At 67.1% G+C, this 16,313-nt stretch carries 13 protein-coding genes; 7 read left to right on the forward strand and 6 right to left on the reverse strand.

Annotated features, from left to right (window positions below; translation table 11 throughout):
* Window positions 1–142: 142 nt before the first annotated feature.
* Complete coding sequence (locus AC1RSI_RS09320; RefSeq protein WP_154726649.1) at window positions 143–2,122, reverse strand: acetyl-CoA carboxylase biotin carboxylase subunit; 1,980 nt, start codon at window positions 2,120–2,122, stop codon at window positions 143–145.
* 114 nt (window positions 2,123–2,236) lie between these two features.
* Here AC1RSI_RS09320 and AC1RSI_RS09325 point away from each other — a divergent pair, with 114 nt between their 5' ends.
* Entirely contained in the window at window positions 2,237–2,737 is a 501-nt protein-coding gene (locus AC1RSI_RS09325) for a DUF2199 domain-containing protein (protein WP_040349283.1), read from the forward strand.
* A gap of 21 nt (window positions 2,738–2,758) precedes the next feature.
* Here the strand turns inward: AC1RSI_RS09325 and AC1RSI_RS09330 are convergent, their stop codons facing one another.
* Window positions 2,759–4,294: an acyl-CoA carboxylase subunit beta gene (locus AC1RSI_RS09330; RefSeq protein ID WP_154726650.1), complete on the reverse strand. Its 1,536-nt coding sequence runs from the start codon at window positions 4,292–4,294 to the stop codon at window positions 2,759–2,761.
* Between AC1RSI_RS09330 and AC1RSI_RS09335 the strand changes: the two genes are divergently transcribed.
* The 6 genes from AC1RSI_RS09335 to AC1RSI_RS09360 all read left to right on the forward strand — a co-directional run bounded on the left by AC1RSI_RS09335 (window position 4,293) and on the right by AC1RSI_RS09360 (window position 10,108).
* A complete protein-coding gene (locus tag AC1RSI_RS09335) occupies window positions 4,293–4,433 on the forward strand; it encodes a hypothetical protein (RefSeq protein WP_154726651.1) in 141 nt (46 codons plus the stop codon). The two genes, AC1RSI_RS09330 and AC1RSI_RS09335, sit on opposite strands and share 2 nt — an antisense overlap.
* Window positions 4,426–5,862, forward strand: coding sequence for a helix-turn-helix domain-containing protein (locus AC1RSI_RS09340; protein ID WP_154726652.1), 1,437 nt, complete (start codon window positions 4,426–4,428; stop codon window positions 5,860–5,862). The genes AC1RSI_RS09335 and AC1RSI_RS09340 overlap by 8 nt, the downstream gene beginning before the upstream one ends.
* A 7-nt stretch (window positions 5,863–5,869) precedes the next feature.
* Window positions 5,870–6,907, forward strand: a complete 1,038-nt coding sequence (locus AC1RSI_RS09345) for an oxidoreductase (protein ID WP_196066411.1) — start codon at window positions 5,870–5,872, stop codon at window positions 6,905–6,907.
* A gap of 288 nt (window positions 6,908–7,195) precedes the next feature.
* Window positions 7,196–7,570 carry a BlaI/MecI/CopY family transcriptional regulator gene (locus tag AC1RSI_RS09350; RefSeq protein ID WP_154726654.1) on the forward strand — a complete coding sequence of 125 codons (375 nt, stop codon included), beginning with the start codon at window positions 7,196–7,198 and terminating at the stop codon, window positions 7,568–7,570.
* Window positions 7,567–9,183, forward strand: coding sequence for a M56 family metallopeptidase (locus AC1RSI_RS09355; RefSeq protein WP_447941581.1), 1,617 nt, complete (start codon window positions 7,567–7,569; stop codon window positions 9,181–9,183). Before AC1RSI_RS09350 ends, AC1RSI_RS09355 begins: the two co-directional genes overlap by 4 nt.
* Window positions 9,184–9,277: 94 nt before the next feature.
* A complete protein-coding gene (locus tag AC1RSI_RS09360; RefSeq protein ID WP_008260646.1) occupies window positions 9,278–10,108 on the forward strand; it encodes a hypothetical protein in 831 nt (276 codons plus the stop codon).
* A 63-nt stretch (window positions 10,109–10,171) separates the two neighbouring features.
* On the opposite strand, the gene AC1RSI_RS09365 is transcribed toward AC1RSI_RS09360, so the two are convergent.
* The 4 genes from AC1RSI_RS09365 to AC1RSI_RS09380 form a co-directional block, all read right to left on the reverse strand.
* Window positions 10,172–10,288: a phospholipase domain-containing protein gene (locus tag AC1RSI_RS09365; protein ID WP_196066364.1), complete on the reverse strand. Its 117-nt coding sequence runs from the start codon at window positions 10,286–10,288 to the stop codon at window positions 10,172–10,174.
* A gap of 32 nt (window positions 10,289–10,320) precedes the next feature.
* Complete coding sequence (locus tag AC1RSI_RS09370; RefSeq protein ID WP_230307618.1) at window positions 10,321–13,185, reverse strand: TonB-dependent receptor; 2,865 nt, start codon at window positions 13,183–13,185, stop codon at window positions 10,321–10,323.
* A 254-nt stretch (window positions 13,186–13,439) separates the two neighbouring features.
* Window positions 13,440–14,015 (reverse strand): HD domain-containing protein, encoded by a 576-nt coding sequence (locus AC1RSI_RS09375; RefSeq protein WP_154726112.1) that lies wholly within the window; start codon window positions 14,013–14,015, stop codon window positions 13,440–13,442.
* A gap of 53 nt (window positions 14,016–14,068) precedes the next feature.
* The gene (locus AC1RSI_RS09380) at window positions 14,069–16,207 is read right to left on the reverse strand and encodes a phosphocholine-specific phospholipase C (protein WP_052005123.1); all 2,139 of its coding nucleotides are present in this window, start codon (window positions 16,205–16,207) and stop codon (window positions 14,069–14,071) included.
* Window positions 16,208–16,313 lie beyond the last annotated feature (106 nt).

The following is a 16,313-nucleotide window of genomic DNA, read 5'->3' on the forward strand; positions in this document are numbered from 1 at the left end:
CTGCCGCACACGCCGGCCTGCCCGTCGAGGCGCTGACGCGCCGCCCTGCGGGCTTTCGCCTTCGCTTCGCTACGGCGCCGCTGGGTCCCCCGGTCGCTCCTGCGGAGCGCCGGAGGATGACGAAAGAGGAGAAGGGCAGGCATCACCCGAACTCCACCAGCACGTCATCCGCCGCCACCGGATCCCCGTCCTTGGCCCCCACGGCCTTCACCACCCCGTCGCGCTCGGCCTTCAGGATGTTCTGCATCTTCATGGCCTCGATGATCGCCACCGTCTCGCCGGTCTTGACCTCCTGCCCCACTACGACGGGGATCGACACCACCAGCCCCGGCATCGGCGACAGCACCAGCTTCGACGTATCCGCCACCGCCTTCTCCGGCAGGCGCGCATACAGTTCGGCGACGTGCGGCCTCAACACCCGCACCCGCGCCCGCACCGCCCGGTGGCGGATATCGAAGCCGTCGGCCACGCGCTTGACCTCGGCGGTGAAGGCCTCGCCGTCCAGCTCGGCCTTGAACTGGGCCAGGCCGGGCCGCCAGTCGATGTCCGACAGGCGGATGTCGCCCCCGCCCGTCAGGGTCAGGATCATCTCCTCGTCCTCGTCATAGGACAGGCCCACCCCGTGCGGGGTCTTGTCGATCATCACGATCCAGTCGGTGCGGTCCGACGGGTCGCCGTCCTGTTCGGCGATGACCTCGTGCATGGCCAGGGCCGAGGCGATCAGGATCCGCTCCTGCTCCACCGTCGGGCGCAGGCCGTGGAAGCCGTCCGGGAATTCGTCCTTGATATAGCTGGTCGACAGGTTCCCCGACTTGAACCGCTCCTGGTCCATCACCGCCGCCAGGAAGGGCACATTATGCCCCAGGCCCGACAGGTGGGTGTCCTCCAGCGCCCGAGCCATGCCCGTCACCGCGTCCTTGCGCGTCTCGCCCCAGGCGCACAGTTTGGCGATCATCGGGTCGTAGAACATGCTGATCTCGTCGCCCTCGCGGACGCCGGAATCGTTCCTGACAGTATAATCCCCCTGATCGCCCTCTTCCGGCTGTTCATAGCGGACGAGGCGCCCGATGGAGGGCAGGAAGCCGCGATACGGGTCCTCGGCATAGATGCGGCTCTCGATGGCCCAGCCGTTGATCGACAGGTCCTTCTGCTCGAAGGCCAGGGCCTCGCCCCAGGCCGAACGGATCATCTGTTCGACCAGATCGACCCCGGTGATCAGCTCCGTCACCGGATGCTCGACCTGCAGCCGGGTGTTCATCTCCAGGAAGAAGAAGCTCTTGTCCTGACCGGCCACGAACTCGACCGTGCCGGCGCTGTCATAGTTGACCGCCTGGGCCAGGGCGACGGCCTGCGCCCCCATGGCGGCGCGGGTGGCCTCGTCCAGCAGGGGCGAGGGCGCCTCCTCGATGACCTTCTGGTTGCGGCGCTGGATCGAACATTCGCGCTCGAACAGGTGGACCACATGGCCGTGCTTGTCGCCCAGCACCTGGATCTCGATGTGGCGCGGATCGATGATGAACTTCTCAAGAAAGACCCGGTCGTCGCCAAAGGCGTTCAGCGCCTCGGCCTTCACCGCCGCGAACCCCTCGGCCATGTCGGCGTCCGAATGGGCCACGCGGATGCCCTTGCCGCCGCCGCCGGCCGAGGCCTTGATCATGATCGGATAGCCGATCTGGTTGGCGATCTTGACCGCCTCCTCCGGCGTCTCGATCAGCCCCATATGCCCCGGCACGGTCGAGACCCCCGCCTCGGCCGCCAGCTTCTTGGAGCTGATCTTGTCGCCCATGGCCTCGATGGCCTCGGGGTTCGGCCCGATGAAGGCGATCCCCTCGTCCCTCAGCCGCCGCGCGAACCCGGCGTTCTCGCTCAGGAAGCCAAAGCCCGGATGCACGGCCTGCGCCCCCGTCTGGCGCACCGCCTCGACGATCTTGTCCGCCAGCAGATACGACTGCGCCGCCGGCGCCGGCCCGATCAGCACCGCCTCATCGGCCATCTCGACCGCCAACGACCCGGCGTCGGCCTCCGAATAGACCTGCACGGTCTTGATGCCCATGCGGCGGCAGGTCTTGATGATCCGAACCGCGATCTCGCCCCGGTTGGCGATGAGGATTTTAGAGAACATTCAGGCGGTCCTTGAGGGCAGCGAGGGCGTCGGACGGAAACGGGAGGCGACAAGACCGGCATTACGCCAGTAAGTTTGGCGGGCTGTAGTTTGGCGGCGGGTCGGGTCAGCGAAATGGCGTCTTTTATTTGTGCGACGTGCGGGAAGGTCCACAACGGTCTTGCCGCTCTCACTTTCCATGCGCCCGCGCCTTATGACTGGGCGACACCCGAGGAACGCGCGGGAGACTGGGTTCTTCAGAGTGACTTCTGTCGGTTTAAAGACGTGGATTTCTACGTTCGCTGCGTTCTTGTTCTGCCCATAATCGGCAGCGATCAAACTTTGGAGTTTGGCGCCTGGTCCACGCTCAGCAAAACCAATATCGACCGCTATTGGGACACCTTCGAGGATGCCGACCAGTCGAAGCTTGGAGTCATGTTCGGCTATTTCGCGAACGCGATACCGGGCTACCCGCAAACGACTGCACTGATGTGCGATGTCGTTCCGCAAGATGATCGGCAGCGCCCACTCATTAAACTGCACGAGGCCGACCATCCGCTGGTTCATCACCAACGAAACGGCATCAGCTTCGATGAAGCGATGGCCTACTATCACGCACATATGGCTCAGCACTGAAACGGCTCCGGGTTTCATCACCTAAAGCGGAATATTGTCGTGCTTCTTCCAGGGGTTCTCCTGGACCTTGTTCTTCAGCGTCCGCAGCGCCTTCACCAGCCGCCGCCGCGTCCCGTGCGGCATGATGACGTCGTCGATGTATCCCAGCCCCGCCGCCACGAACGGATTGGCGAACCGGTCCTTGTACTCCGCCTCGCGCGCGGCCAGGGCCGCCGGATCGCCGGCCTCCTTGCGGAAGATGATTTCGACCGCCCCCTTGGCGCCCATGACCGCGATCTCGGCGGTGGGCCAAGCGTAGTTGACGTCGCCGCGCAGGTGTTTCGAACTCATCACATCATAGGCGCCGCCATAGGCCTTGCGCGTGATCAGGGTCAGTTTCGGCACGGTCGCCTCGGCATAGGCGAACAGCAGCTTGGCCCCGTGTTTGATCAGGGCGCCATACTCCTGCTTGGTCCCCGGCATGAAGCCCGGCACGTCCACCAGGGTCACCAGCGCAATGTCGAAGGCGTCGCAGAAGCGCACGAACCGCGCGGCCTTGCGGCTTGAATCGATGTCCAGCACCCCGGCCAGCACCTGGGGCTGGTTGGCGACGATCCCGACCGTCTGGCCGTCCAGCCGGCCGAAGCCGCAGATGATGTTCTTGGCGAAGTCGGCCCCGATCTCGAAGAAGTCGGCCTCGTCGACCACCTTCAGGATCAGCTCCTTCATGTCATAGGGCTGGTTCGGATTGGCCGGGATCAGGGTGTCTAGCGACGGCTCGTCCCGCTCGGGCTCGTCATAGCTCTCGCGCACCGGCGGCTTTTCGCGGTTCGACAGCGGCAGGAAGCCGATCAGGCGGCGCACCTCCGACAGGGCCTCCAGATCGTTCTCGAAGGCGCCGTCCGCCACGCCCGACTTGCCGGCATGGACCCGCGCCCCGCCGAGGTCTTCGTGGCTGACGACCTCGTTGGTGACGGTCTTCACCACATCGGGGCCGGTCACGTACATGTAGCTCGTGTCCTTCACCATGAAGATGAAGTCGGTGATGGCCGGCGAATAGACGTCGCCCCCCGCGCACGGCCCCATGATCACGCTGATCTGGGGAATGACGCCGCTGGCCAGGGTGTTTTGCAGGAAGATGTCGGCGTAGCCGGCCAGGCTCTCGACCCCCTCCTGGATCCGCGCGCCCCCGGCGTCGAACAGGCCGATGATCGGCGCGCCGGTGGTCAGGGCCATCTTCTGCAACTTGACGATCTTGGCCGCATGGGCGCCCGACAGGCTCCCGCCGAAGACGGTGAAGTCCTTGGAGAAGACATAGACCAGCCGCCCGCCGATGGTCCCCCGCCCCGTCACCACCCCGTCGCCGGGGATGCGCTGGTCCTGCATGCCGAAGTCGTGGCTGCGGTGCTCCACGAACATGTCGGTCTCCTCGAAGGAGCCCTCGTCCAGCAGAACGTCGATGCGTTCGCGCGCCGTCAGCTTGCCCTTGGCGTGCTGGGCGGCGATACGCTTTTCCCCGCCGCCCAGTTTGGCGGCGGCGCGACGGCGCTCCAGTTCTTCAAGGATGGCTTGAGTCATGATCGGTTTCGGCCTTGTGTTCGAACGGCAAGGAGTGGCGGCTTCATCGCAAAATGGCAAACGCAACTTTGCAAAAGGTGCGGAACTGCGCGGACTTGCAAAGGCGGCGACGATGAACTGCAAACTTGCGAATGGCTGAGAAGCTTTTCCTGGGCGCCAAGCTGCGCAAGCTGCGCGAGGCGCGCGGCTGGACGCTGGAGGCCTGCGCCGAGCGGCTGGGCCTGTCGCCCTCCTATCTGTCGCAGATCGAGACCAATCAGCGCCCGGCCACCGCCCGCGTCCTGATCGCCCTGACCCGCGCCTTCCACATCGACGCCAGCCTGTTCGACCTGGAGGGCGACGCCCGCCTGATCGCCGACCTGCGCGAGGCCACCACCGACATCGCCGGCCCGGTCAGCGGCGGGGCCGAGCCCCCGACGGCGGCCGAGCTGAAACAGGCCGTCGCCAACACCCCGCGCCTGGCCCACCAGTTCCTGGCCCTGCACCAGGCCTTCCGTCAGCTGGACGAGCGGGTGAAGGCGCTGGACGACACCCTGGGCCGCGACGAACTGGGCGCCCGCGTCGCCCTGCTGCCCTATGAGGAGGTCCGCGACTTCTTCCATTACCGCGACAACTACGTCGACAGCCTGGACACGGCGGCCGAGGCCCTGGCCGCGGCGGTCCCCCAGGACGGCCCGATCGAACGGGCGCTGGAGACCGTGCTGGCAGACCGGCACGGGGTCCGCACCGTCTATGTCGCGGGTCAGGAGGCCCTGCGCCGCTATGATCCGGCCAACCGGGTGCTGACCCTGGACGCCTGGCGGCCCGGCGCGACCCGGTCGTTCCAGCTGGCCCACCAGCTGGCCCTGTTGTCCTTCCGCGACCTGATCGAGACCGAACTGGACCAGGCCGCCTTCCGCACCCAGGCCGCGCGCGACGTGGCCCGCGTCGGCCTGGCCAACTACGCCGCCGGCGCGCTGCTTCTGCCCTACCGCGCCTTCCTCGAGGCGGCGCGGGCCGAGAAACACGACATCGACCGGCTGCGCACCCGCTTCCAGGTCAGTTTCGAACAGGTCTGCCACCGGCTCTCGACCCTGCAACGGCCCGGCTGGCGCGGCGTCCCCTTCTATTTCGCCCGCGTCGACATGGCCGGCAACATCACCAAGCGGCACAGCGCCACCCGCTTCCAGTTCGCCCGCTTCGGCGGCGCCTGCCCCCTGTGGAACGTGCACGAAGCCTTCGCCACGCCCGACCGGATCGGGGTGCAGTTGGCCGAAATGCCCGACGGCTCGCGCTACATCTCCATCGCCCGCAGCGTGTCCAAGCCCAGCGGCTCCTACCTGGCCAACGACCGCCGCTACGCCCTGTCCCTGGGCTGCGAGGTCGAGCACGCCGGGTCCCTGGTCTATGCCGCCGGTCTGGACCTGAACGGCCCGGCCGCCCGGATCGGCGTCAGCTGCCGCATCTGCGAACGCACCGACTGCACCCAGCGCGCCTTCCCGCCCCTGGACCGCGCCCTTCACGTCCCCGAGAACGAGCGCGGCGTGGTGCCCTATGTGCTGGATGGCCCCCGCCCGGACCGCTATTGATCGAGGCATGACCTCACACGCACCCATCGGCGTCGCCGTCGTCGGCTACGGCCTGGCGGGCCAGACCTTCCACGCCCCCCTGATCGAGGCGACCCCCGGCCTGACCCTGACCGCCGTCGTCTCGTCGCGGCCGGATGCGGTCCACGCCGACCTGCCGGAGGTCGCGGTCCTGCCCGATCTGGACGCCGCCCTGGCCCACGACGACATCGGCCTGATCGTCGTCGCCACCCCCGACGCCCTGCACGCCGAACAGTCGATCGCCGCGCTTCAGGCCGGCAAGTCGGTGGTGGTGGACAAGCCCTTCGCCGCCACCCTGGCCGACGCGCAAGCCGTCGCCGCCGTGGCGGCCGCGTCGCCCGGCGTCTTCAGCGTCTTCCAGAACCGTCGCTGGGACGCCGACTTCCTGACCCTGCGCCGCCTGATCGCGGATGGGGAACTGGGCGACATCGCCGTGTTCGAAAGCCACTACGACCGCTTCCGCCCGACCGTCACCGACCGCTGGAAGGACCAGCGCTACGGCGGCGTCTGGGCCGACCTGGGCCCGCACCTGATCGACCAGGCGGTGCAACTGTTCGGTCCGCCCCTCGCCGTCTACGCCGACCTCCAGGCCCAGCGTCAGGGCGCCACGGCCATCGACTACGCCCACGTCCTGCTGCGCTACGACCGGCTGCGGGTCATCCTGAACATGAGCCACCTCGCCGCCGAGGCTTCGCTCCGCTACGTCGTCCACGGCACAGGCGGCAGCTTCATCAAGCACGGCCTCGACGCCCAGGAGAGCCAGTCCAAAGCCGGCCTGCGCCCCGGCCACCCCGACTGGGGCCTCGACCCCACGCCCGGCGTCCTGACGCAACAGATCGACGGCCAAACCCTCCGCACCACCCCGACGCCCGAACGCGGCGACTACCCCGCCTTCTACGCCGCCGTCCGCGACGCCATCCAGGGCAAGGGCCCGCCGCCCGTCCCCGCCGACCAGGCCCTGACCGTCATGCGCATCCTCGACGCGGGTCTCCGCAGCGCCGCCGAGGCCCGCGAGGTTTCGCTCTAGCTTTTCTTTCGTCATTCCGGGCGAAGGGCCGCTTGGCCCGAAGACCCGGAACCCAGCGGCGCCGAAGGCGAAATGGGTCCGCCGCTCGATGTTCGAAGGTCAGAGCCCGCGACAGGTTCGCGCTCTCGCGCGCCGCTGGGTTCCGGGTCTCCGCTGCGCTCCGCCCGGAATGACGAAAGCGTGGACGCCCCACCCTACCGCGAGTTCATCCACCCGCCTCATTCCCGCCCCAATCCGCTACGCATGTAGCGCTACAGGTGTAGCGTCAACAGTCCCGGGAACAGCCTCATGATCGAATCCCTGCCCCGCCGCGAACGCGAGGTCTTCGAGACCCTGTGTCGGCTCGAGAAGGGCGCCGCCGCCGCCGTCCGCAACGCCCTGTCCGACCCGATCAGCGACTCCGCCGTCCGCACCCTGCTGTCGCGGCTGGAGGCCAAGGGTCTGATCGAACGCGCCCCTGGCCCCGACGGCTATGTCTACAGCCCGGTCCAGCGCACCGAGGCCGTCGCCGCCGGCGCCCTGCAGCGGATGATCGACACCTTCTTCGCCGGCTCGGCCGCCAGCGCCGCCACCGCCCTGCTGGGCCTGGGCCAGAAGCTGACGCCGCAAGAGGCCGCCGCCCTCGAACGCATCATCGACGAATCCGTGGAGCGCAAGTCGTGACCTGGGCCCTTCTGCTGTCCCTTTTGGTCAAGTCCAGCCTGATCGCCGGCGCCGGCCTGGCCTGTTCGCGGCTTCTGGCCCAACGGCCGGTCGACCGGGTCGACATCCTGCGCGGCGTGACCTGTCTTCTGCTGGCCCTGCCGGTGATCATGGCGGTCCTGCCGTCGCTGAAACTGGCGCTGCTGCCCGCCGCAGAACCCCTCGTGACGCCCCAGAACCTACCCATGTGGCAGGGCGAGGTCGGCCCCGTCGCCGGGGTCGAAATCTCCGGCGCCCTGCCATGGCCCACGCCCGCGCTCATCGTCGGCCTGATCTGGCTGATCGGTGTGGCGGCGGTCGCCGGGCGGCTGCTCTTGGGCCTGCAAACCCTGGAGCGCTGGACCCACGAAGGCCGCCCCGTCAAATGCCCCGCCTGGCGCACCGCCCTGGACACCCAGACCACCGGCCGACCGCCGCGCCTGATCGCCAACGACCGCCTGTCGGGTCCGCTCAGCTGGGGCGCCGCGCCCGGCGTCATCCTGGTCGATCCGACCAGCCTGGCCGAACGCGAGGCCGCCCCCGCCATCCTCGCTCACGAACTGGCCCATCTGCGGCGCAAGGACTGGGTCTTCCTGGTTCTGTCGCGGCTCAGCCTGGCCCTGTTCTGGTTCAATCCCCTGGTCTGGGCCCTGCACCTCGACCTGGTCGCCCGCTCCGAAGAGGCCGCCGACGCCGACGCCCTGACCACCGTGGACCGTCAGGTCTACGCCCGCGCCCTGGTCCGCCTGGCCGCGCATCCCGTCCCCCGCTCCATTCCCTGCGCCGCCAGCCCCATGGCCGCCGACGCCCGCACCCTGAAGACAAGGATCGCCTGCATCATGTCGAACACAAACGCCCGCCGTCGCCCGCTGACCGTCGCCCTGACCGTCGCCGCCCTCGCCGCCGTCGCCACGCCGCTCGCCGCGCTCGAGCTGAGCCGCCAGGACTACGCCAGTCCGCCCGAAGCGCCCGTGCCCCCGGCCCCGCCTGCGCCGCCCGCCCCGCCGTCGATGGTCGTCCCGCCGGCCCCGCCCGCGCCTCCGGCTCCGCCGGCGCCCCCCGCTCCCCCGGCGCCGTCCGTCTTCCGTTCAAGCTACACCTACAGCTACGGCGGCGTCCCCTCTCCGGAAGCGGAACGCGCCGCAGCCGACGCCCGCGCCGAGGCCGAAGAAGCCCGCGCCCACGCCGCAGAGGCCCGTCGCAACGCCGCCGAAAGCCGCCGCCAAGCCGAAGAAAGCCGCGCCCAGGCCGAAATCGCCCGCCTCGACGGCGACCAGGCCCGCGTCGAAGGCGAAAAGGCGCGACGCATGGGTGAACAGGCGCGGCTCCAGGCGGCGAGCGCCCGCGTGGACGCCCGCCGCCAGATGGCCCAGGGCGCCGAACAGATGCGCAAGAGCGCCCAGGACCTGCGGTCGGAGGCCGTCCGCCTTCGCGACCCTGCCTATCGCGCCCGCCAGATCGCCGAGAACCGCACGCGCGGCAACCGCGTCACCGACGCCGAACTCCTCGCCGTCGCCGCCAGCCTACCCGCCAAGGCGGACGAGATGGACCGTGACGCGGCCCGCTTGGCGCGCGACGCGCTCCGTCAGGATTGATCCGGACACGACCCTATCGCGAACTTTCACGACCTAAGATTGACTTCGCTGCCCAGATGCGACACTTTAAGGTTGCACACAGGGAGCAAACACTATGTCAGTCATCGTTACGCTTCACATCTTCTCTGGTCGTCCGGACCCGGTTTGGGAATTGGCGGAAGACCAGGTGCTTCAACTCACGGAACGGCTCCGATCCACGCAGGAGCGGTCACTTCTTCGCCCCCCCGGCATCGCCGGCGCCCTGGGCTATCGGGGCTTCAGCATCCTCAGCACGGGCGAGAAGGCGCTGGATTCGCACATCTTCGTCCACCAGGGCCTGGCCGAGATCGGCGGCCTCAATATTTCGCTCAACCTCGGATCGCCCGAAACCGAACTGTTCCTGCTCGAAACCGGCCGGGCGGCGCTTCCGGACGATCTCTACGACTATGTCTCGGAGGAAATCGGCGGCGAGGGTTTTAAGGCGGAGGCCGCGCCCACGGTGTTCGCCGCGCCGCCCTATGATCCCGGGAAGTGGAACAACAACCCCTACATCATGGCGAACAACAACTGTTACAACTACGCCAACGACAAGATCACCAACAGTTTCGCACAGCCCGGGCGCGGGTCCGGTCAGATGTACACGACGTTCAGCTGCGACAACGTCGGCGCCGCCTCGCAGCGCGACGGCCAGATCCTGATCCCCAATCCCAACGTCACCCCGGCGGCGGGGCAGATCATCTGCCTGGTCATCTGGCCCGGAAATGACTTCCACTGGTACCGAAGGGACAGCAACGGCCTGTGGTCTCACAAACCCGGCAGCACGCCGGCCAAGAACACGGACAACTCCGGAAACCTGATCCAGAGCCCGGCCACCTGCAATCGCGGCCCGTATGTGAACCTCTGCAGCTATTTCAACAGCATTCCCGCCCAAACCCAGATCTGGTGAAGAGGGCGTGGCGCCTGGACGGCTCGGGCCTTCGTCCCGTGCCGTCCAGGCCTCAGCCTTGGGTCAGCCGACGAAATGACCGACCCGCCCTGACGGTCCAAGAACCCAGAGGTCGTATCGTCCTCCATCGGGCGCCAGCGCCCATACGCCCGTCAGGCTCTCGCCCGCCCTCGATCGCAAGATCGGGAGCGGGCCGGCGCTTCGTCTTCAGATCAGTAGGAGTAGGCCAGGCGGACCAGGAAGTTCCGACCGGGCTCCATATAGTCCTTCTGGTACGAGGGGCTCTCGCCCTTGGTGGTGTAGTAGCGATGGCCGTCCAGGATGTTCTGGACGTCGAAGTCCATCGTCAGACCAGGGCGGAAGTTGTAGCGCGAGTGGAAGTCCAGGCTCTTGTTCGGCTGGACCCATTTATCGACGGCGTTGTCGCGCAGGTCTTCGATATAGGCGCCCTGGTACTGATACGACAGGCGGGCTTCGAAGCCGTACTTCTGATAGGTCAGAGAGGCGTTGTAGATCAGATCCGGCGCCTGGATGAAGGAGATCGACCGGCCCTTGCGATAGTCCAGGCCGGTCTCCGCCTCGCTGACCTGACGGGTCAGGTTGGCCTCGACGCCGAAGCCGTCGAAGGGCGCGCCCATGCCCTCGAACGACTTGATCAGGTTCAGTTCGACGCCCGTGATCTTGGCCGTCTCGCCGTTCTTGGGTTGGCTGATGGTGATTGTGCCTTCCTGGGTGTCGGCGTCGACCGCGCTGCCGTTGGTGAAGATGAAATGGTCGATCTTCTTGTGGAAGACGCCGATGGAGACCAGGCTGGAACGGTCCGGGTAATATTCAGCCGAAACGTCCAGGTTCAGGGCCTCGGCCGGTTTCAGGTCGGGATTGCCCCGGCTGATCGAGACGATGTCGCCCAGGGTCTGGCCCGGACGCGGCGCCGCCCGGCTGACGCTGACGCCCCGCGAGATATTGCTGAACTCGGGCCGGGAGAAGCTGGTCCAGATCGCGCCGCGATAGACGAAGTTGTCCGACGGGCGATAGACCGCCGTCACGCTGGGCAGGACGTTCGTGTAGTTGCTGTCGGTGTCGCCGAAGCCGGTCTGGGCCTCGTCCTCGATCCAGTTGGTGTTGCTGACCTCGGTGTGCTCGACCCGCACCCCGGCGACCACGTCCAGATCGTTGAACTGGAAGCTGGCCAGACCGTAGCCGGCGTAGATGGTCTCTTCGCCGCGCTTGTCGCTCGAATTCAGATCGGCGTAGGAATAGTCGACCGGATTGGCCTTCTGGGCGGCCTCAATGGCGGCCGTCACCCGATCGCGGTTCAGGATGGCGCCATAGTAGTAGCGGCCGTTCAGAACGGAGCCGACCTCGCGGTCGATCAGACCCGACTGACCCAGGCTCTTGCCCTCCAGGGGCGTGTTGTCGAACGAACCGCCCCAGATCGGGGTGGCGTCGTATTCGCGCTCGGACCGCAGGACCTTCACGCCCGCCTTCAGATGACGAACCACGCCTTCCATCTCATAGACGGCGTCGAACTTGAACGCCGTGCGCGCGTCGGTCTGTTTGTCGCGGCTGCGCCCGCCCCCGTCATAGGGCAGCAGATTGGGGTCGTTCTGCGCGTTCTGGGCGAAGGCCGGCAGCTGCGGCATGGGGAAGCGGGGGTCGTAGGACGACCACAACAGACCCGTCTGATTGAACGGCGCCGAACAGGCGTCGCAGTTGTAGCCGATCGAGAAGCTGTCCGGTCCGCCCTTCTCACCCGCGCTGTAGCTGAGGTCGTAGTCCAGGGTCAGGCGGTTCAGACGGCTCTGGCCGCCCAGATTGATCGTGCCCAGGGTCGAGACCTGGTCCAGGGTCTGGAAGGTCCGCGCGAACTGGAAGGTCTCGGGGCTCCACACGCCCGAGCGTCCGAACAGCGACCAGTAGGACGAACTGCTCTTGCGGTCAGCGTCGGTGATCACGCCGTCGGCGTCGAAGTCCTTCATCTGGGCGACGGTGTAACTGTAGATACGGCCCTTGGCGCCGAAGCCGACGACGGCGTTGTCGGGCTGGATCAGGCTCGCGTTTTCCAGATCAACCTGCTGCAGGCGCTTGGTCTTGCGGCTGCGGAAGTCGGTGTAGTCGTTGGTGCCCGTCCGTTCCAGACGGCTGTACTGGCCGCGAAGATAGAAGTCGTTCGCCTGACCTTGATAATCCAGCGAGAAGTTGCCGCCGAAACGCTCCTGTTCGATACGGCGGTAGTCGAGGTCGATCCCCGGCAGATACATCGAGCGTTCGTCGATCGCCTCTTCGCTGTCCTTGCGCCAGCGATAGGGCTCCCACTCGCCGTCGTTTTCGGTTTCTTCGTTCAGGCTGTTGCTCTTGCCGTAGTTGAACGAGACGAAGGCGCCGAAACGGCTGTCGGACGACAGGCGGCTGGCGAAGTCCATTTGGATTTGGCCCGAACCGTCTTCTTCGCCCTGTTCCTGGGCGCGGTCATTGACGCCGTAGCTGAGGAAGGCGCGCGCAACCGGCTTGGTGAAGTCGAAGGCCGTCGGGGTCTGGAAGTTGACCGAGCCGCCGATAGCGTCCCCGTCCATGTCCGGCGTCAGGGTCTTGGAGACGGTGATGCTCTTCAGGCCGTTGGGCGGCAGGACCGTCATCGACATCTTGCGGCTGTCGGGATCGGTCAGGGCGACGCGGACGCCGTTGATCGAATAGGCGTTGAAGGTGCCGGCCAGCCCCCGGACCGAGACATATTCGCCCTCGCCCGTTTCCTGGTTCACCACCACATTGATGCCGGGCGCGCGCGCCAGGGCGTCGGCGACGTTGGCGTCGGGCAGTTTGCCCAGGTCGTCAGACGAGATCACGCTCGAGACCACGCCCGACCGGCGTTGGGCCTCGATGGCGTTGGCGGTGCTGAGACGCTGACCCGTGACGACGACCTCGTCCACCTCGGCCGCTGCCGGGGCCTGAACTGTCTGGGCGTGGGCGGACGAGGCCGCCAGAACGGCGGAACCCGCCAGAAGGACCGTGCGCAGATCGGCGCCGGCGAAGATTTGACGATGAACGGCCCGCGCACGGGCGATGACATGACGCGACATGACTGTCTCCATTGATCCTGATGTGATTTCGGTTCGACCGATCAGGGTCGGCGCAAGGCAGCCGTCAGCGATCAGCGACGCGCGTGCGCGCCCTGTCGGTGTCGATCACCCTGTTGGCCCCCCGGCCGATCGTGTTCGGCTGTAACGACGCCGCTTCAGGCGACGTCGGTCATTCTCTCGCTGGTCCGCCTATCCGGACCGGCGACGATTGAAACGCTCACTCATTCAACAACCCCCATGCGTTGAAATGAAAACTAGGCTTCCGCCCTGCGGTTGATCAGGTCGCAGAGAAGCTCGCGATAGGCCTCGAAGCCGTCGACCTCGACGCCCTGGGCCTTGCCCAGTTCGTCGTAGCGCCGCAGCCGCAGCGCGGCCTCGGCCGCCGGCAGGGCCATGAATTCGTCCACCTCGGCCGGGCTCATCGGCCCGCCCTGCAAGGCCAGGCTCTGAAGCGAGGCCGCGCTGAGCCGATCGACATAGCCGGGCGCGGTGGCGGCCAGACAGCGTTTGGCCGCGACGTGCAGCCGGACCGGCTCGGACACCTCCGGGCCAAAGGCGCGCGACAGGTAGCCGGCGCTGATATGTTCGTGGCGGGTGTCGATGCCGCGGTCGGCGGCGTCCTCGCCCGCCTTCTGCATCATATGGCCGACGTCGTGCAGCAGGGCCGCCGCCACCAGGGCCGGCGGCGCCCCATCGACGCGCGCGTGATGCGCGGTCTGCAGCGCATGCTCCAGTTGGCTGACGTCTTCGCCGTAATGCAGTGCACCCAGTCGGCTGAACAGGTCCGACAGTTCGGTGAAGAAGGCGTCGGCATCCACGGGAGAAGTCATCGAAAGTCCGTCTGTAAGCTGGGTCGAAATCGGATGGGCGGGCGTGGCGTCGGTCACAGGCGCATGCGTCCGATGGCCGGGTCGGTGCGGCTGGGACGACCGGTCTCCACATGGCCGGCCAGGCGCTGGATGAAGGTCGGATCGTCCGCCAAGGTCACGGTCAGATCGTACCAATGGTCGCTGCCGCGCAGATCCCAGACCGAATGCGCCGCCGTTCCGGGACGAAGGGTCAAGCGGCGGCGCGCCTCCCCTTCGGACAGGGGATAGGCGGCGTCCATGTCCAGCACCGCCTGCGCCGTCCCCTCCTGCGCACCGGTCAACTCGACGGTCAGAAGACCCTTGGCGTCGGTGGAGATCGTCACCTGGGGTTGGGGCAGCGTGGCGTCGCCGGCGAACCGACGATAGAAGCCGTTGGGACCGTGAACCGTCAGATCATAGACGCCGGGCCGGCCGTCGTTCCAATGTCCGGCCGCATAGGTCTCCCCGGATCCCAGGGTGAAGCGCCACGGCCCCGCGCGGTCGGTGTTGTCGAACACCTGGAAGACCGCGCCCGTCCGCCCGCTGTTGACCAGATCGATCAGGACCGCCCCATCCGCGACGCGGGCCGCGGCGGCCAGGTCATAGGGCAAGGGACGTGCGCCGCGCTGGGGTCCGTCCTGGAAGGCCGGCGTCTGGCGCTCCGGAATCCGCAGACTGGGCGCGGCCTTGGAACGGGCGACGCGCTGCATGTAGTCGGCCGTGGCCGGCAGGGACAGGGCCGACCAGTCCTGGTTCGGGCGCGCGAAGTCGAAGGCCGAGGTCAAGTCGCCGCAGACGGTCCGACGCCAGTCGCTGATGTTCTCTTCCCTGACGCCGAAGCGTTTTTCCAGGAACTGAAGCGTGGAGGTGTGATCGAACACCTCCGAACAGACAAAGCCGCCACGGCTCCAGGGCGAAACCACGATGGCCGGCACCCGGATGCCGAGGCCCAGCGGATGGGCGCCGTGGTGGGGCCGTTCCGCATCCTGCCCATAGTCCTTGGCCTCGCCGGCGACGGACACGGTGCTGTACCCCTGGTCGGGCGTCAGCGGCGGCATGGGCGGCTGGACATGGTCGTAGAAGCCGCCGGCCTCGTCGTAGTTGACGATGAAGACCGTCTTGGAAAACACCTCGGGATGATCGACCAGGGCCTCGATCAACTTGGCGCAGACATGCTCGCCCTTTGACGGCTCGGCCGATGGATGTTCGGACAGATCCGCCGCCGTGACGATCCACGACACCTGGGGCAACCGCCCGCCGGCGATGTCCGCGCGGAAGGCCTCCACCAGTTGTTCGCCGTCCGAGCGGGTGCGATCCGCGCCGGTCTTGTCTTCCGACACCCAGGCGCGGCCGCGCTGATACAGGGGCGAGTCCTTCGGGCAGGGTCGGAACGGCTTGAACACCGACAGGATGTTGTCGCCGAAATTGTCGTATTCCTGATAGACCTTCCAACTGACGCCCGCCGCCTGGAGCCGTTCAGCGTAGGTGGTCCATTCGTGCGGACCGCGGGCCATCGGCCTGTCCTCGGCCATGTCGGCGCTGGGCGTCTCGTCCTCGCCGTAGTTGCTCATCTCCGGATCGCCGCCGACCTTTCCGCCGCCGTTGCAGCCGGTCCAGAGGTGCAGGCGGTTTGGATAGGTCTGGGTCAGGGTCGAGCAGTGGTAGGCGTCGCAGACGGTGAAGGCGCCGGCCAGGGCGTAGTAGAAGGGCAGGTCGGAGGCCTTGTAATAGGCCATCCGCTTGTGCAGCTCGCGCGAATGGCCCCACTGGTCATAGCGGCCGCCGTTGACGATGGTGATCGCCGCCGTATGGCCCTGATCCGCGCCATCGACCGTATAGGCGTTGGTGGTGCGGGAATCGCCGTGGAAGGGGGCGACGAAGCCGTCCGGATGCTCGACGCTGGGCTGACGCCAGACAGAGGCTCCGCCCGGCAGGCGCTGCGGCCGGGGATCGCCGAAGCCGCGCACCCCGTTCAGGGCCCCGAGATAATGATCGAAGGCGCGGTTCTCCTGCATGAAGATGACCACATGCTCGACATCCATGATCGTGCCCGTGGCGTTGTTGGCGGGAATGGCCATCGCCTTGCGCACCGTCGCCGGCAACAGGTTCAACGCCGCTCCAGCCGCCACGCCGCCCAGAGCGCCCCGCAGGAAAGACCGCCGATCATTTGACATGGATCAAATCCCCCTCTTCAATTTTGGTATAGACCAGATGAAGGGAGATCTTCGGCGAAGTTTTCGTGAAGCTTGAGCGGCGAATGTCTGAACCGTCAGGGGGCTG

This window comes from Brevundimonas sp. GW821-FHT10E09 (assembly GCF_058809375.1).